Origin of the sequence: Specibacter sp. RAF43 (assembly GCF_052114065.1) — a bacterium.
Lineage (GTDB): Bacteria > Actinomycetota > Actinomycetes > Actinomycetales > Micrococcaceae > Specibacter.
In genome coordinates this window covers 128,987-146,008 of sequence record NZ_JBFREA010000003.1, presented here as the reverse complement: position 1 = coordinate 146,008, position 17,022 = coordinate 128,987, and the positions used below count along the sequence as shown (strand labels likewise).

General features: G+C 65.6%; 15 protein-coding genes. 4 read left to right on the top strand and 11 right to left on the bottom strand.

Annotated elements, in window-relative coordinates; all coding sequences use genetic code 11:
• Positions 1 to 272 precede the first annotated feature (272 nt).
• From AB4Y80_RS03050 to AB4Y80_RS03025, 6 genes are all read right to left on the bottom strand, one after another.
• Complete coding sequence (locus AB4Y80_RS03050; RefSeq protein ID WP_442211872.1) at positions 273 to 1,286, bottom strand: GTP pyrophosphokinase; 1,014 nt, start codon at positions 1,284 to 1,286, stop codon at positions 273 to 275.
• Between the two features lie 198 nt (positions 1,287 to 1,484).
• Positions 1,485 to 3,131, bottom strand: a complete 1,647-nt coding sequence (locus AB4Y80_RS03045) for a M24 family metallopeptidase (protein ID WP_442211850.1) — start codon at positions 3,129 to 3,131, stop codon at positions 1,485 to 1,487.
• Positions 3,132 to 3,178: 47 nt separating this feature from the next.
• Complete coding sequence (locus AB4Y80_RS03040; RefSeq protein ID WP_442211849.1) at positions 3,179 to 3,919, bottom strand: ABC transporter ATP-binding protein; 741 nt, start codon at positions 3,917 to 3,919, stop codon at positions 3,179 to 3,181.
• A 100-nt stretch (positions 3,920 to 4,019) separates the two neighbouring features.
• Positions 4,020 to 5,099 (bottom strand): ABC transporter substrate-binding protein, encoded by a 1,080-nt coding sequence (locus AB4Y80_RS03035; protein WP_442211848.1) that lies wholly within the window; start codon positions 5,097 to 5,099, stop codon positions 4,020 to 4,022.
• Between the two features lie 76 nt (positions 5,100 to 5,175).
• Positions 5,176 to 6,117, bottom strand: a complete 942-nt coding sequence (locus tag AB4Y80_RS03030; protein ID WP_442211847.1) for an ABC transporter permease — start codon at positions 6,115 to 6,117, stop codon at positions 5,176 to 5,178.
• A 116-nt stretch (positions 6,118 to 6,233) separates the two neighbouring features.
• Positions 6,234 to 6,698 (bottom strand): RidA family protein, encoded by a 465-nt coding sequence (locus tag AB4Y80_RS03025; protein WP_442211846.1) that lies wholly within the window; start codon positions 6,696 to 6,698, stop codon positions 6,234 to 6,236.
• A gap of 201 nt (positions 6,699 to 6,899) precedes the next feature.
• On the opposite strand from AB4Y80_RS03025, the gene AB4Y80_RS03020 reads away from it, so the two are divergent.
• The 4 genes from AB4Y80_RS03020 (at position 6,900) to AB4Y80_RS03005 (ending at position 11,579) form a co-directional block, all read left to right on the top strand.
• The gene (locus tag AB4Y80_RS03020) at positions 6,900 to 7,811 is read left to right on the top strand and encodes a LysR family transcriptional regulator (RefSeq protein WP_442211845.1); all 912 of its coding nucleotides are present in this window, start codon (positions 6,900 to 6,902) and stop codon (positions 7,809 to 7,811) included.
• Between the two features lie 143 nt (positions 7,812 to 7,954).
• Positions 7,955 to 8,899: a 5-dehydro-4-deoxyglucarate dehydratase gene (kdgD, locus tag AB4Y80_RS03015; protein ID WP_442211844.1), complete on the top strand. Its 945-nt coding sequence runs from the start codon at positions 7,955 to 7,957 to the stop codon at positions 8,897 to 8,899.
• Between the two features lie 106 nt (positions 8,900 to 9,005).
• On the top strand, positions 9,006 to 10,619 hold the full coding sequence (locus AB4Y80_RS03010; protein ID WP_442211843.1) for an aldehyde dehydrogenase (NADP(+)): 1,614 nt from the start codon (positions 9,006 to 9,008) through the stop codon (positions 10,617 to 10,619).
• Positions 10,620 to 10,643: 24 nt separating this feature from the next.
• A complete protein-coding gene (locus AB4Y80_RS03005; RefSeq protein WP_442211842.1) occupies positions 10,644 to 11,579 on the top strand; it encodes an AEC family transporter in 936 nt (311 codons plus the stop codon).
• A 39-nt stretch (positions 11,580 to 11,618) separates the two neighbouring features.
• On the opposite strand, the gene AB4Y80_RS03000 is transcribed toward AB4Y80_RS03005, so the two are convergent.
• The 5 genes from AB4Y80_RS03000 to AB4Y80_RS02980 all read right to left on the bottom strand — a co-directional run bounded on the left by AB4Y80_RS03000 (position 11,619) and on the right by AB4Y80_RS02980 (position 16,972).
• Complete coding sequence (locus AB4Y80_RS03000) at positions 11,619 to 12,047, bottom strand: VOC family protein (protein ID WP_442211840.1); 429 nt, start codon at positions 12,045 to 12,047, stop codon at positions 11,619 to 11,621.
• Positions 12,048 to 12,124: 77 nt separating this feature from the next.
• Positions 12,125 to 13,540, bottom strand: coding sequence for a sulfate adenylyltransferase subunit 1 (locus tag AB4Y80_RS02995; RefSeq protein ID WP_442211839.1), 1,416 nt, complete (start codon positions 13,538 to 13,540; stop codon positions 12,125 to 12,127).
• Positions 13,540 to 14,457 carry a sulfate adenylyltransferase subunit CysD gene (gene cysD / locus AB4Y80_RS02990; RefSeq protein WP_442211838.1) on the bottom strand — a complete coding sequence of 306 codons (918 nt, stop codon included), beginning with the start codon at positions 14,455 to 14,457 and terminating at the stop codon, positions 13,540 to 13,542. Before cysD ends, AB4Y80_RS02995 begins: the two co-directional genes overlap by 1 nt.
• Positions 14,454 to 15,224 carry a phosphoadenylyl-sulfate reductase gene (locus AB4Y80_RS02985; protein WP_442211836.1) on the bottom strand — a complete coding sequence of 257 codons (771 nt, stop codon included), beginning with the start codon at positions 15,222 to 15,224 and terminating at the stop codon, positions 14,454 to 14,456. The genes cysD and AB4Y80_RS02985 overlap by 4 nt, the downstream gene beginning before the upstream one ends.
• Positions 15,221 to 16,972, bottom strand: a complete 1,752-nt coding sequence (locus AB4Y80_RS02980; RefSeq protein ID WP_442211835.1) for a nitrite/sulfite reductase — start codon at positions 16,970 to 16,972, stop codon at positions 15,221 to 15,223. The genes AB4Y80_RS02985 and AB4Y80_RS02980 overlap by 4 nt, the downstream gene beginning before the upstream one ends.
• Positions 16,973 to 17,022: the final 50 nt, after the last annotated feature.

Genomic DNA, 17,022 nt, shown 5'->3' with positions numbered 1-17,022 from the left:
TGACGTCCTTTGGTGGGGTGAGGGGCGGCGGTCAAGCGTGCGCGAGACATCGCGGCATCCCCGCTTCGGGACTCATGCGGGGCCTCATTGCGGGCCGGACCGGGACGCCGGCGGGCCCTGCCAAAGTACTCATGGGTAAACGCTAGGGACCGCGGCGGGCGCGGCTCAACGGTTCGGACACCTTGGGTCACGGGGGTTCACGCGGCGTCACACAACGCCGGCCGCCCGGGCGTTCGGGCCCTGGATGCCGCTGCGTTTCCGGGGGTTCCGGGTCAGCCTTGTTCGTTCCGCAGCCGGCTCAGGCGGGAGCGGAGCTTGCCTTCCCGGTTGGAGTCGTTGCCCACGGCCCGGGTGGCCGTCACGTAGGACTCGCCAAGGCTCTTCAACAGGAGGTCGTCGGCTACGCGGACCTGGCCCGGGGTGAAGCGGTACCCCATCATGCGGGCCACGGTGTCCTGGTCCACGCTGGTGAGCCAGTCCTCGGCGGCGCTGACGGTGGTGACCCCGTTGGCGGCCAGGATGTCCACCAGCCAGTCATATTGGGCGGCCTTGCTGCGCGGGTATTCCGGGAACACCCGGTCCAGGACCAGTTGGAGCGAATAGGAATCCAGGACCTGCTGTTCGGCGGCCGCCCCGGCCGCGCTCTCGGATTGCAGCCGCTTGAGGATGTCGCTGATATTGACGAATTGCTGGTCCGCCAGCTCAATCAAGGTGGACGCCATGGTGAAGGCGCGGCTAATTTCGGCGTTGTCGCCACTGGTTCCCTTGAAGCGGATGTCGTGCTCAAATTCGGCCCAGGCATGTTGGAGCACGGTGCGGATCTGCACCTCAAAGCGCTGGCCCCCGTACGCCTCGCAGCCAACCGGGGGGTTGTCCGCGGGGACTTCCAGGGTCAGGTGCCGCCCGGCGTAGCCGATGCCGCCGATCTTGCGGATCACCGCCGTCTTGTCCTCGTCGTCATGGCAGATGAACTGGCTGGTGAGCGCGATCGCCACGGCGTTGATGTCGCTTTCGACGAAAAGTATGACGCGCTCACCGACCAGGTCATCAAGGTTTTCGGGGCCGCCCGGGTAGCGGCGGTTGCCATCCTCGTCCAGGCGGTCCAGCTTCTCCTGCACCGACTTGGGCGTCTTGACCCGGTGCCGGACGTCGTGGTGATTGAGGCCGTCGTCGCGCAATCGGGCGAGGATGGTGTTGCGGATGGCCTCCGCGGCGGCTTCATAGCGGGGGATGTGCCGCGAAAATTCCGCCACGTCCTGACTGAGATCAACGCTGGCCTGCCGCATGGTCACAACCCTCTTCTGGTGAGCTTGGGTATAACTCTACTGATCCCGGGAAGTGTTGTCCCGTTCTCGGCTCGCCGAAAGCACGGTGCGCCCCGCATGGAAAGCACGCATAAAGAGCACGCATAAAGAGCACGCATAAAAAGGGAAGGGCGATGAAGGGTGCTTCCTTCATCGCCCTTCGCTCATGAGAAGCGTGGGTTAGCGCAGCGTGATGACAAACGTCTTGTCCGCTCCGATGTACCACATGTCTTCCGTGCCGATGGCGTAGTCGCCAAAGCGCCAGGGGATTTCCGCCGCGCCCAGGGACCCGACGTGCAGGACGTTGTCATATCCGGGCCGGAGCTCGTTGGCGAAGGATTCCTGCTTGCCCATGAGGTGTCCGACATTTCGCTTCTTGTATTCCGAAACAAAATCCACGCCTTCGGCCAACATCCCCAGAGCTTCGAGCTGCGGGCGGATGGCGGTGAGGGCGACCATGGTCTGGGCGTGAACGTCCGAGCAAACCGCCCCCGGCCGGAGCGCCCCGACAATGTCCTCGCGGACGACCTGCGTCAGCAGGTCGTAGGCTTCCTTGCCTTCCGGCGTCAACAACAAGGAGCGGGCCATGTCCGATGTCGCCAGGACCACGCCACCGGCAGTCACCTTGACTCCGGCATCCAATTGGATGCATTTGGTGTCGAAGTCCAAGGGGAAATCGGTCGGCGGACCGGGGAATAGCATCCGGGTGGAGGAATGCAGATTCGTGAAATACGGTTCGATGCAAAAGGGAATCTGGTGCCGGTCACGGAACGATTGAATGGCCTCCAGATACTTGCGGTAGACGTCATTCTCGGTCAGCGGATTGCCGGAGCTGATTTGCACCTGGGCATATTCGAGGGCCTCTTCGATGCAGGTGACGCTCGCGCGTGCCGCAATGAATTGGAAGGACAGGTCCTCCTGGTCGCGAATGTCTCGCCAATGGCCCAGGGGAATGGAAGCATTGACCGTCTGCAGGCCGATCCCCTGCAGCTCGAGCCCAAAGCGGGCACTGATCCACTGCTCCTCAACGCCGACCGGGGCCCCGTGGAGGAAATGCGCCACCGCGTGGGCCGCCGAGTCGAAGACGCCCAGGGGGGCCCCCGGCGTATTGGTCGCCTCGGCCGGGGCAATGATCAAGACGGCATCCGAGTCGCGACGCCAGAGCGCAAAGGACTCTTCGTCCCCCGGATAGCCCGCCACCTCCGAGAAGTTGGGCGGCGAGGCGAGGATGAAGCCGGCCACCTCGAGCCGGCCGGCCAGCGCGTCCAGTCCGGTGAAGCGGGTGTCGGTCTCTGCATCGAATTCCGCATCCAGTCCCGCGAGATGCTTGATGTCGCCGGCCAGGGTGCGGGCCACCGCAACTCCGGCCTCCCGCAGTGCACGGAACTGGGCCAGGACGCCGGCGTTCTCGATCTGGTACACCCGCACCTTCTGCTGCGCAGCCGGTGGGATCGTAACCTCCACCCTGCCCGCAAGCGCGTGCAGGTGAACCAGCGGAATGCCGTCGTCAAATTCGACCGGGCCGTCCCCCGCCAGGTCCGCGACGACGTCGGCGAACTTGGGCAAGACGTCAATGCCTGCGGTGATGCGCTTGTCGATGGTGACCCAGGGTTCATACAGTTTGAGGTCGGCCAGGCGAACTCCCGCGGAGAGCAGGTTTCCCAACTCCTGTTGCCGCGCCATCAGGAAGGGCCCGGAGTCGGTCTCGACAAGGAACGGGGTGACCATTTTCCGCGAGTCGAGGCGAATGTTGGTGAAGAGTAGTTGCTTGACCGGATCCAAGCCGTACCGGTCCTGGATTGTTTCGCTGTTGCTGATCAATCGCATTGTGGTGCCTTTCAGTTCATCATGGCTGTTCAGAGGGGCGATCCCGCCTAGCTCAGGGGGCCCTGCGTGCCAATCAATGCCTCGATTTGGCGCTCGTAGGCGCCAAATTCCGCTGAGTATCGGTGTTCCCGGGTTCGCAGGCGGGGAATATCAATCTTGATATCGGCGACGATCCTCCCGGGCCGGTCGCCCACGACGATCACCCGGTCCGCCAACCAAATTGCCTCCGGAATACTGTGCGTGACAAAGAGAACGCTTTGTTTCGTCTCATGCCAAATGCGTTGGAGTTCGAAGTTGAGCGTGTCCCGGGTCATTGCGTCCAGTGCCCCGAAGGGCTCATCCATCAGCAGAATGTCCGGCCGGGAAACCAGCGCCCGGCAGATGGCCACGCGCTGTTGCATGCCGCCGCTGAGCTCGTAGGAGTACTTGGTGGCCTGGTCGCCAAGGCCCGCCATCTCCAACAATTCCAGGGCATAGGCGCGCACCTGGGGGGTAACGCTCTTGCGGAATTCCATGGGCAAGAGAACATTGTCCAAATTGTTGCGCCACGGCAGGAGCACGGGGGCCTGAAAGACCATGGCGAGCTCGCGCAGGGAGGACGATACGTCCTGGCCCTTCAGGAGCACCTGGCCGGAGGTGTTTGATATCAGGCCGGAGATGATCCGCAGCAGCGTGGTCTTGCCGCTGCCGGACTGCCCGACGACCGAAACGAACTCGCGCGGCGCGACGTCGAAGCTGCAGCCTTCCAGCGCTGCATGCGAGCGGCCATCCCTGGACTTGTAGGTCATCCCTACATCTTTGACTTCAATTACCGCGTTGGTGCCCATCACGCGTCCTTCCGGGTATTCTCAGCGATTCTCATAGGATTTTGGATCGTTTCCGCCATGGTTAGGACTGCTTGGCCGGGAGCGCAATGACGGTGCCCTTTTTGATGGGTTCAACAAATTCGTTGGTGTAGACATCGGAGGGCTTCAGGCTCTCCGGGTTCTTCAGGCCGAGGTACTTGCCGGCAAGGTCGATGGCGTGGGCCACGCCCTTATCGCTCATGGTCCCGTAGCCCTGGGCTTCGTTCTCCTGCGACCACGCCAGGCTGCATTGGCCTTCCAAGGCATTCTTCACGGCTGCCGGCTTGAAGCCGGTGATCTCCTTGAGCAGATCGGCGGCGGCCTGCTCCTGGTTCTGGCAGGACCAGAGGAAGCCCTTGGTTATGGCACGGTTGAAGCGCTTGACCAGTTCGGGATCCTTGGCAAGCTTCGCGTCGCTGGCTACGATCCCGTTCCCGTAGAGGTGGAACCCGAGGTCGGCCCACTTGAGGATGACCGGGTCTTTGTCCAAGCCGACCAGGACCGGGCCGTCGGAAACGAACAGGGCGAGGTTGGCGTCCCATTGACGGGCCAGCAGGCCGGGGATCTTTGCTTCGCCCGCGGCGTGGACGATCTTGACGTCCGACTCGGCAAATCCGAGGTGCTTCATGGCGAGGGGCCACATGGCCGTCATCGCACCGGCGCCCTCGGTCGCCACCGTCTTGCCCTTCAGGTCATCCCACTTCTTGATGCCGCTTTCCGGCAGTGCCACCGTCGCATAGGCGTCCGATGCCTGGACCAGGGCCACCTGCTTGACCCCGACGCCCTTGCCGCGGTTCAAGACGGTGACGCCGTAGTCGGCCCAGCCGAAGTCCACCTTGCCGGAGTTGACGGCCACGACGGTGTTGTTGGAGCCGGTTCCCGGCAGCAATTCAAGGTCGATTCCTTCGGCTTTGAAGAAACCCTGTTCGATCGCTGAAAAGAATGGTGCGTGCTTGGGCAGGAAGGCGACATCCGTCATAAGTGTGACTTTCTGCAGCTTCTCGCCGTCACCGCCCGCCTGGGTCGAGGGTCCACAGGCGGTCATGCCCAGCGTCATGCCCAGCACTGCAGAGACGGCAAGCCCACGGCTGATTACTTTTTTGATGCGCTTATTCGAGATCATGATGAAAGCCTTTCTGGTTCGCAGCCGAGGGCTGCAGTGAATTTCAAACGGTTAATACATCGGATGGGATTCCGCGCTACTTGCCGGCGTCGCGCCAGGGCAGCAGTTTCTTGCCTAGTCGATCAATGAAGAGGAACAGCAGCAGTGATATCGCGGCCAGGACCATAAAGGCCGCGAACATGGAGGCAAGATTCACCTGGCTGTTGGCCAACAGCACCACGTGGCCAAGTCCGGAGGAACCGGCAATGAATTCACCGACGACGGCTCCGCCGACGGCCATCGAGATGGAGATCTTCATGCCGGTAAAAAGGCTGGGCAAAGCGTAGATGAATTCAATCTTGGTCATCTGCATGAAACGGCTGGCCTTGTTGATCTTTGCCAGTTCCCTGAGCTCATTGGGGACCGATGCCAGACCGTCAAAGGTGTTGATGACCAGGGGGAAGAATGCAATGGCCATAGAAACGAATGCCTTGGATTCAAATCCAAACCCGAACCACACGATAAACAGCGGTGCCAGCGCTACCTTGGGAATCGTGTCAATGGCAATAAGTGACGGGTAAAGGAAATGGCGGATAAACGGCAGGTAGAACAGCACGGCGCCGCAAATGATGCCCAGTGCGGCACCGAGCGCAAACCCGGCCAGGGCTTCCTGGATGGTTATCCAGCTGTTCTCCAGGTAGAACAGGGGTCGCGTCGACAGCTCGGCAAAGGCCTCAATCGGGCCCACCAGCAGGTATCGGGGCATCTGGAAGATGCGCACCACGCTCTCCCAGAGCGTGAGCATGACCACCAGGCCCACGACGGCCTTGACCGCCGGGCTCAAGAGAATGTTCGATGCCGAGAATCGTTTTGCGGCCGCGGGGCGGCCGGCATTCCTTGCTGGTTCACGCATTTTTAGGTCGTCATTGACGGTTGCTTGTTTCATGGTTTTCCTCTCACACAAGACGGGGAACTCTCCCTTGCCGATAACGGCACCGCATCGTGCCGGACCACCTGGCTGGGAAAGTGTGACGTTCACCTTGGAACAGTATTGGGGACATTTCGATACCTGTCTAGAACCTATTTGGCATTCATCATGACCCAAAAGGTATTGATAAATCGACCGCAGGGGCGACTCCGACAGGCTTTTGGCGGCTACGCCAGGAGGGCGAACACGGCCTCGACCTCGACGAGGGAATTGGCGGGCAGCATGCCGACGCCCAGCGCCGTCCGGGCGTGCTTGCCCCGCTCCCCCAACACCGCTTGGAAGAGTTTGGATGCGCCGTCGATCACGACGGGCTGGCGGAAGAAGTCGGGAGCGCTGGCCACGTAGCCGTTGACCTTGAGCAAGCGGTCCACCCGCTCCAGCCCAACTGCGTTTTCCACGTGGGCAAGCACATTCAACGCGCAAAGCTCCGCGGCCCGGATCCCCTCGTCCATGTCCCGCCCGTCATCCATGGAACCGGTGAAGTCAATGACCCCGTCGCGACGGGGAATTTGTCCGGACACAAACAAAAGCGAGCCCCACTGCGTTGTGGCCTCATAGGCAAAATTGGGTGCGGTGGCGTCCGGCAGTTCAAGTCCGCGCTCTGATAAACGGGCGGAGATGTCGTCATTCATTGATTTATTCCAATGCTGTTAAGGGTGGGTTGTGGCGCGGCGACGGCCAAGATCGTAGATAAGGGAAGGACCACCCGGGTCCGGCGAGCCGATGCTGCGCCTGGCGCATGCGGGGTCGACGAGGATAGCTAAACATCAGATGGCCCGCTTGTCCAACGCGAAGCGCCCCCTGGCGGGCCCAATCCAAAGGCCGGTGATAGGGTGACTGACACTATGTATTCACTGGATCAGCTGCGCTCCTTCGTGGCTGTGGCGGAGGAACTTCACTTCGGCCGCGCCGCAGAACGACTCAACATGACGCAGCCGCCGCTCAGCCGGCAAATTCAAAAGCTGGAAAAGGACATCAAGGTCCAGCTATTCACCAGGGACAACCGTCGGGTGACCCTCACCCCGGCAGGCAGCGCATTTCTGGGCGAGGCCAAGAGCCTGCTGGCACACGCGGCCAGCGCGCCCGAGTTGGCGCGGCGCATTTCGGCTGGTTCCGTGGGCCTGATTCGCATCGGCTTTACCGCCGGATCCAGTTTCGGGCTGCTGGGCAAGCTCCTCGCCGAGATCTCCGCCGAACTGGTCGGCATCTCCATCGACCTGCGCGAAATGGTCACCAGCGAACAGCTCAAGGCCCTGGACATGGGGGAAATCGATTTGGGGTTGGGGCGCCCGCCCGCCGACGAGCATGTGTTCCAAACCCTGACGGTCGGGCGGGAGGAACTGGTCGTCGCCGTCCCTGAGGGTCATGCGCTGTGCTCCCTCCAGCGGCCGTTGACGCCGCAGGACCTCGGCACGGAGTCGATGATCATGCACTCACCCATCAAGGCCAAGTACTTTTACGACCTGACCGTCAGGGCGGTGCCCTCGAGCAGCCATAAGGTGGCCCACTCGGCCAGCCAGATCCTGACCATCATCGCCTTGGTGGCCGGCGGGCACGGCATTGCGATGGTCCCGGAATCGACGAAGATCATGGGTTATCACGGCGTCCGCTTCCTGGCGTTCAAGGGTGACGTGCAGACTCCCGTCGAGTTGCAGGCCGTGTGGAAGAAGGAGTCCGAGAATCCCGCCCTGGAACGGGTCCTGGATCTGCTCGGTCGTCGCTTCCACAGCGCTTCGGCCTTCTGAGGGCGCCCGAGGACCCATGATACCTTCCTTGCATCAATCCATACAATAATAACGTTGGACAAGCATCGAAAGCCTTAATACGGTGGGGAATAGTCAATCCCCCAATTGCCCTGACGGGCAGCAACCGCGAAGGAAGATGCAAAGTGGCGCAGTACACACCTGAGGAACTCTCGAACAAGCTCAAGGACGGCCTGCTGTCCTTCCCCGTGACGGCCTTCGATGCCGAATACAAGGTCGACGAGGCAAAGTACCGAGAGCACCTGGACTGGCAGTCCAGCTTCGATGTGGCCGGGCTCTTTGCCGCCGGCGGCACCGGAGAGGGCTTCAGCCTGTCCGTGGAGGAAGCGGCCCACGTGGTCCGCATGGCCGTGGAAGAGGCCGGGGACCGGGTTCCGGTTTTGGCCTCCGCCGGCGGCGCCACCGTGCAGGCCATCCAGAATGCCCAGGATGCGCAGGCGGCCGGCGCCGAAGGCCTGCTGCTGCTGCCCCCGTACCTCACCGAATGCGACCAGCTGGGCCTGGAGCGCCACGTCTCGGCCGTGTGTGAGAGCACCGACATCGGCGTCATTGTCTACAACCGCGCCAACGCCATCTACTCTGCCGATACCGTGGCCCGCCTCTCGGAGCGCCACACGAACTTCATCGGGTTCAAGGACGCGACCGGAGACATCGAGCACCTGACGAAGGTTTACTCCAAGAACGGCGACCGCCTGTTCTACCTCGGCGGCCTTCCCACGGCCGAGACGTTTGCCCTGCCCCTGCTGCAGCTGGGCATGAGCACCTACTCCTCGGCCATGTACAACTTCGTGCCCGAATTCGCGCTGGACTTCTACCGCGACGTCCGCCGGCAGGACCATGCCGCCGTCACCGAAAAGCTGAACCGCTTCGTCCTGCCGTACCTGGAGATCCGTGACCGGGTCAAGGGCTACGGGGTGTCCATCGTCAAGGGCGGCCTGAAGGCGGTGGGGCGCGACGGCGGCCTGGTCCGCCCGCCGTTGCAGGACCTCACCGAGCAGGACGTCGCGGACCTCGCGGACCTGATTGCCGCTGCCGGCATCCAGTCCCCAGCCCCCGCGCTGTCCGTCTAGCTGTCCACCGGGCGGCCGCCACTACGGCGGCCGCCTGTGACTTTCCCGCGGCACCCGCTGCCAAGCAAGCGGCCGGCCCCACCCCACGATGAGAAGGAGCACCCTCATGCCCACGCACCACCCAACTCTTAGCGGACACTCGATCATCGCCGGTTCCGTTGTTCCCGGCAACGGCGGAACCGTCAACGGCCACAACCCGGCCGACAATTCGTCCCTGTCGCCGGCGTATTCGCTGATCGACGCGAAGCAGCTGGCCGACGCGACCGCGGCAGCCGAAGCGGCCGTCGAGTCCTTCAGCGCCCTGGAACCGGAAACCCATGCACGGTTCCTGGAGAGGATCGCGGACAACATCGAGGCCGTCGGGGACGAACTCACCGAGCGGGCCATGCTGGAAACCGGATTGCCCAGGGCACGCCTGACGGGTGAGCGGGGCCGCACGGTCGGCCAGCTGCGCCTCTTTGCCGCCGTCGTGCGCCAGGGTGATTTCCGCGGGGTGCGGATCGACCCGGCACTTCCGGACCGCAGCCCGATGCCGCGGGCGGACATCCGCCAGCGCCGCATCCCCGTGGGGCCGGTGGCGGTGTTCGGCGCCAGTAACTTCCCGCTGGCCTTCTCCACCGCCGGCGGGGATACGGCGTCGGCGTTGGCCGCCGGGTGCCCCGTGGTCTTCAAGGCCCACAATGCGCACCCGGGCACCAGCGAGATCGTGGGGCGCGCCATCACGGAGGCGATCAGCGCGCTGGGGCTGCATCCGGGGATCTTCTCGCTGATCTACGGTCCCGGGGCCAGCATCGGACAGGCCCTGGTTTCGGACCCTGCGATCAAGGCAGTCGGCTTCACCGGGTCCCGCGCGGCCGGCACGGCCCTGGTCGCCACCGCCGGCGCGCGCCCCGAGCCGATCCCGGTCTACGCCGAAATGAGCTCCGTCAACCCGGTGTTCTTCTTCCCGGGGGCCCTGGAGGACGATGTGGCGGGGGTGGCCGCCGCCTACGCGGCGTCCGTGACCGGCTCCAGCGGCCAGCTGTGCACGGCCCCGGGACTGGTTTTCGTTCCGGAAGGTGACGCGGGGGACTCCTTCGTGGAGTCGGTGGCCCGCGCCCTGGAATCCGTCGCCGGAACAACCATGCTCACGCGCGGCATTGCGGACTCGTGGATCTCCGGGGTCGAGGCGCTCGGCGCCCAGGCGGACGTCGAACGGGTGGCCCGCGGGCAGGAGGGAGACACCGAAAACGCCCCTGCCCCGGTCATCTTCAGCGCCTCGGTTGAGACGTTCCTGCGCAACCCTGTCCTGCATGAGGAGATTTTCGGGGCGGCCTCGCTGGTGGTCAGGTATGCCGGCTTCACGGACCTCATCGACGCCGCCCGCCGCCTCGAAGGCCAGCTCACCGCCACCATGCACCTGACCGAGGCGGATCATCCCGCCGCGGCCCGGCTGCTGCCCGTCCTTGAACGCAAGGCCGGGCGCATCCTGGCCAATGCGTGGCCCACCGGTGTTGAGGTTGGGCATGCGATGGTCCACGGCGGACCCTTCCCGGCGACGTCCGATTCCCGGACCACGTCCGTCGGCACCCGGGCCATGGAACGCTTCCTGCGCCCCGTTGCCTATCAGGACATCCCCGCCGGGCTGCTGCCGGCGGCATTGCGGCCGGAAAACCCGTGGAAGCTGAACCGCCGCATCGACGGCACCCTGGAAAGCGCCGGGAGCCGCCCGCTCGCCTGATTAATCCGACGGAAAGAGGATCTTGTGTATGGGGTTTTGCTCGGCTTCGGTGTCGTCCTGGTACTCGTCTCCATTGGCTTCGCCGTCGCGAGCATGGTTCCGTCCCGGGCCCATGCGATGCAAAGCGGCCTGACCCCGGCAATCTACTACATCACCAACCCGGCACTGATGTTGATGTTGCTGGCGGAAACCGATTTGGGCTCCGTCATGGGCGTCTATACGCCGATCGCCTTGATGACGGCCGCCGCCTCGGGTGCCGCCTATGCCCTGCTGAGCTCCCTGGTGTTCCGTCGCAAGGCAGCGCAGACGGCAGTCGGGGCCATGGCCTCCTCCTATGTGAACGCCGGCAACATCGGACTGCCCATCGCCTTGTACGCGGTGGGCAGTCCGGCCCCCGTCGTCGCGGTGCTGCTGGCCCAACTATTGGTGGTCGCGCCATCCTATTTGGTCGTCTTCGCGTGGTGCCAGCGCCGCCGGGCCGCTCCCGCGGGGGCCCTGCCGCTGACCCTGATCCGATCCGTCGCCAATCCCTCGACCATGGCAACCTTTGCCGGTGCGACCCTGTCGCTGACCGGTTTCCATCTGCCCGAAGTCCTCTGGGCGCCGGTACAAATGCTCGGCAAGGCATCCATCCCGCTGCTGTTGCTGGTCTTCGGCATCAGCTTCTACGGTCAGCGGCCGTTCAAGGAGCGCGGCCTGGTCCCCGATGTGGTCCTGGCGACCACGATCAAGTTATGCCTCATGCCCGTCGTTGCCTGGGCCGCCGCGCACTTCGTGTTCCGGTTGGAGGGCGTGGAGCTTTTCGGGGTCGTCGTCATGGCCGCCCTGCCCACCGCGCAAAACGTCTTCTTGTTCTCGCAGCAGTTCGACATGCCCACCGCCGCGGCCCGAGATGTCATTTTCCTCACTTCGCTGCTGGCCTTGCCGGTGATTCTGGCGGCCTCCATCCTTTTGCAGTGACCATCCACGCCCGGCCATGCCGCCGGCATGGCAAGCCTGTTACGACGTGGTGAAGGCCTCCGGGCCCTGGGCCGCCGCCACGGGGTCCATCCACAGTGCGCTGAACAAGTTGCCGTCCGGGTCCTCAAAGTCGCGGGAGTACATGAAGCCAAGGTCCTGGGCCGCGCGGGGTTCCCTGCCGCCGGAGGCCAACGCCCTCTCGGCCAGCTCGTCCACCGCGGCCCGGCTCTCCCGGCTCACCGCCGTTTGCACCTGGATGGCCGTGGCGGGGTCAACAATGGGCTTGTCCGTGAACGTGGCCAGAAACGTCGGGGTGAGCACCATGACGTAAATGTTTTCGTCGATCAGGACGCAGGCGGCATTCTCATCGGTGAAATTTTGCTGAATCTGCCATCCGAGCCCCTCAAAGAAGGCCTTGGAACGGTTGAGGTCGTTGGTGGGAAGACTGATGAATACTTGCGTGGCCATGGTTGCTCCCTCATTCGGGCATTGCGGTGGCCGGGGTTCTTCCGGCACGTTCATGCTTTCGAACGCCGTGGCGGGTGTCAATGGATTGGGCCCGGAAAAATGCCGTCGTCCCCGGGGTGGTCCCCGACCAGGCCCGCGGCGAGGGTGTTGCCGTCCTGCGGGTCGATCACCAAGAACGCCCCGGTCCTGCGGTGGCGGGCGTATGGCTCCAGCGGCAGCGGGCTCGCCAGGCGGATCTGGGCCGAACCGATGTCGTTCAGGCCCAGGCTCGACGCCGGTGCCTGGGCAAACGTCTCCGGGTCCAGTTTGCCCGTCACGGCGCGGACCAGGCCCTGCACGGTCTTGCTGCCGTGCTTGATGCTCACCTTGGAGCCCTCGCGCAGCGGCGTGCTGGAGAGCCAGCAAAGTTCGGCAGACAGGTCCTGGCTGACCCGGCCGAACGTGCCGCTGGCGGCAATGACGTCGCCGCGGGCAATGTCAATCTCCTCGCTCAGGCGCAGCGAGACCGACTGCGGGGCCACGGCCGTCTCGAGCGAGCGCCCGGCAAAGTCAATGCCCACCACGGAGGCGGTGCGCCCGGCGGGCAGCACCGTGATCGCGTCCCCCACCGTCACCGCCCCGGAGGACACCTGCCCGGCATAGGCGCGGTAATCGCGGAAGGAGGCGCCGGCGTCGTCCGCCAGCGCCAGCCCGGGAGCCAGCGCCCCCTGTGGGCGGATCACCAGCTGCACCGGGAAGCGGAACGGCTCCAGCCCGCGCTCCAGCTCGTCGGTGGTGGGCAGGGATTCGAGGATGTCCAGCAGGCTCGGCCCCGCGTACCAGGGGGTGTGGGCGGAGCGGTCCACCACGTTGTCGCCCTCCAGCGCGGATACCGGCACCACCAGCACACCGGCGACGCCAATCCGCGCGGCCACGCCCCGGACGTCCGTCTCGATGGCGCGGAAGGCGTCCTCCCGGAAACCGACCAGGTCGATCTTGTTCACCGCGACCACCACGTTGGGCACCCGCAGCAGGCGCAGCACGGACAGGTGTCGGCGCGTCTGCTCCAGCACGCCCTTGCGTGCGTCGATCAGCACGACGACGGCATCCGCGGTGGATGCGCCGGTCACCGTGTTCCTGGTGTACTGCACATGCCCGGGGCAGTCCGCCAGGATGAAGCTGCGCCGGTCCGTGGCGAAGTAGCGGTAGGCGACGTCGATGGTGATGCCCTGCTCGCGCTCGGCCCGCAGGCCGTCGGTCAGCAGCGCCAGGTCAATTCTGGGCGCGCCGCCGTTGTCCCCGCCAAAGCCGCGCGCGGCCGAGGTGCGGGTTACGGCGTCCAGGGTGTCCGCCAGGATGGCCTTGGAGTCGTGCAGCAGGCGCCCCACCAGGGTGGACTTGCCGTCGTCAACGGAGCCGGCCGTGGCGAAGCGAAACAAGGTCCCCGCCGGCTCCCCCGCCTCGGACGGGGAACCCTGCCGGCGTGGGCCCACATTCTTCTCGGTGATCGTCATCAGAAGTAGCCGTCCTTTTTGCGGTCTTCCATGGCCGCCTCGGAGATGCGGTCATCGGCCCGGGTGGCGCCCCGTTCGGTCAGGGTGGAGGCGGCCACCTCGCGCACCACCGCGTGGGCGGTGGCGGCGTCGGAGGCCACGGCCCCGGTGCAGGACATGTCCCCGACCGTGCGGTAGCGGACCTGCTTGAGGACCACGTCCTCGCCCGGGCGGGGTTGGGAGACGGGCCCCACGGCCCGCCACATGCCGTCGCGGGCAAACACCGCCCGCTCATGGGCGAAGTACAGGCCGGGCAGCTCGATGTTTTCGCGGGCAATGTAGCGCCACACGTCCAGCTCGGTCCAATTGCTGATGGGGAACGCGCGCACATGCTGGCCCACGGTGTGGCGGCCGTTGTACAGGTTCCACAGCTCGGGGCGCTGGTTGCGCGGATCCCATTGGCCAAACTCGTCGCGCAGGGACAGGATGCGCTCCTTGGCGCGGGCCTTGTCCTCGTCCCGGCGCCCGCCGCCGAAGACGGCGTCGAAGCCGTTCCGGGAGATCGCATCCAGCAGGGGCGCCGTCTGCAGCGGGTTGCGGGTGCCGTCGGCCCGTTCAACCAGTTCGCCGGCGTCGATGAACTCCTGCACGGAGCCCACCTCCAGGCGCAGGCCCAGGCGCTCCACCGTGCGGTCGCGGAACTCGATGACCTCCGGAAAGTTGTGTCCGGTGTCCACATGCAGCACCGGGAACGGGACCCTGCCCGGCCAGAACGCCTTCGTGGCCAGGTGCAGCATCAGCACCGAGTCCTTGCCGCCGGAGAACAACAGGGCGGGCCGTTCAAACTCGGCCACCACCTCGCGGATGATGTGGATGGCCTCGGATTCGAGCAGGTCAAGGGAGCTCAGGGCGGCGTCGCGCGTCGTTTGGGTGCTCATGTGTGCAGTCCGCATTCCGTCTTGGAGGATCCGGCCCAGCGCCCGGACCGGGGGTCGGCCCCGGGGGCCACCTTTGTGGTGCAGGGGGCGCAGCCGATGGACGGGTAGCCCCGGCGCAGTAGCGGGTTGACGGGCAGCAGATTCTCCTCCGCGTGGCTCATGAGCTGCTCGTGGCTCCAGGCGGCGACCGGGTTGACCTTGACCAGCCCGTTCTTCCCGTCCCAGCCCACCAGCGGCGTGTTGGTCCGGGTGGGCGCCTCGTCGCGGCGGACCCCGGTGAACCACAGCTCGTATGCGGCGAGGGCCCGGCGCAGCGGCTCCACCTTGCGCAGCGCGCAGCACCGGCCGGGGTCGCGGGCAAAGAGGTCCCCGCCCAGCAGCGCATCCTGTTCGGCCACGGTGTGTTCGGGCACAACGTCCACGACGTTCACGCGCAGGTTCGCGGCCACCTCCCCGCGCGTGGCATATGTTTCCTCGAAGTGGTAGCCGGTGTCCAGGAACAGCACGTCGACGCCGGGCAGCTGCTCGGCCACCAGGGCCGGCAGCACGGCGTCGGCCATGGACGCGGCGACGGCGGTCGCGTGCGTGTCAAAGTTCCGCGCCACCCAGGCGATGACGTCCCGGGCGGACGCGTCCGGGGCCAGTTCGGCGGCACCGGCGGCGGCGAGGGTCCGCAGTTCGGCGCGGGTGCGGAGGCTTGGAGAGGGGCCACGGCCGCGAGGGGTCCTGGCCGAGCTTGCCGGGTTGGGGAGCGGTTGGGGATTCATTGGAGCAGCTCCTCATCGGCCCGGTGGGCAAACTCGGCAAACGTCTCACCCTCCGCGCGGTGGGCCACGTAGCTGCGGATCACGCGCTCCACGTAGTCGGGCAGGTCCGTAACCGCCACCTTCAGCCCGCGGATGGTGCGGCCCAGGCCGGCTTCCTCACGTTCCACCGAGGCCAGCCCGCCGCCCAGGTGCACCTGGAATCCTCCGGTGGTGCCGCCGTCGTCCGTGGGGACAACGATGCCTTTCAGGCCGATGTCCGCGGTCTGGATGCGGGCGCAGGAGTTGGGGCAGCCGTTGATGTACAGCCCGATCGGGTTGACCAGCGCGCCGGAGTCGATGAGGTCGGCGAGCCGGACCTCCAGTTCGGCGACCGCGTGGGCGGCCGTGTCCTTCGTATTGACGATGGCCAGCTTGCAGAACTCGATCCCGGTGCAGGCCATGGTGGCGCGGCGGAAGATGGACGGGCGGGCCGAGAGGCCGATCGCCGCCAGCTCGCCGATCGCCGCCTCCACGTCGGCGGCCGGGATGTCCAGGGCGAGGATCTTCTGGTGCGGGGTGGTGCGCAGCCGGCGGGAGCCGTGGGACTCCAGCACCCCGGCCAGGGCCAGGAGCGTGGTGCCGGAGAGCCGGCCCACGATGGGGCTGGTGCCGATGAAGAACTTGCCGTCCTTTTGCTCGTGGACGCCAATGTGGTCCCCGAGCGCCTTGGCCTGCGGCGGCACGATGCCCTCCGGGAGGGTTCGCCCCAGGTACTCGTCCTGGAGGATCCGGCGGAATTTTTCCGTGCCCCAGTCCTCGATCAAAAACTTCATGCGCGCCTTGTTGCGCATGCGCCGGTACCCGTAGTCGCGGAAGATGCCGGTGACGGCCTCCCAGACGGCCGGGCCGTCCTCCGGCGGGACGAACACGCCCACGCGCTGGGCCAGGCGGGGTGCGGTGGAAAGCCCGCCGCCCACCCAGAGGTCGTAGCCGGGGCCCAGATCCGGGTGCAGCACGCCCACGAAGGAGACGTCGTTGATCTCGTGCACCGTGTCCTGGTCCGGGTGGCCGGTGATGGAGGTCTTGTACTTGCGCGGCAGATTGGAAAAGTCCGGGTTGCCGATGAAGCGCCGGTTGAGTTCCTGGATGAAGCCGGACGGGTCCAGGATCTCATCCTTGGCGATCCCGGCCACCGGGGAGCCCAGGATCACCCGGGGCACGTCGCCGCACGCCTCGGTGGTCGAGAGCCCCACGGCCTCCAGGCGGCGCCAGATCTCCGGCACGCTTTCAATCTCCACCCAGTGCAGCTGGATGTTTTGGCGGTCGGTCAGATCGGCGGTGCCGCGGGCAAAGTCGTTGGAGATGCCGGCGATGACGCGCAGCTGCGCGGTGGAGAGCACGCCGCCGTCGATGCGCACGCGCAGCATGAGGTATTTGTCCTCGAGCTCGGCCGGCTCCAGCTGCGCGGTCCGTCCCCCGTCGATCCCCTGCTTGCGCTGCGTGTACAGCCCCCACCAGCGGAACCGGCCGTGGAGGTCGTCGTCGGCGATCGAGTCAAACCCCTTCTTGGCGTAGATCGTCTCGATCCGTTGGCGCACGCTCAGGCCGTCGTCGTCCTGCTTCCACACCTCCACCGGATTCAGCGGGGCCCGCCCGTCCACCTTCCATTGGCCGTGCGGCTTGGCCGCCGGGCGGGCGGGGCGGGGCTTCCCGGGCGCGGTGTCGGCGGTGGCCGCGGCGGTCGCTCCGGCTAGGTCTGTCTGTGTCATGAAGCGAGCCTAGGATGCCCCGCGGACCCGGTAAACGGCCGCTGCAACGC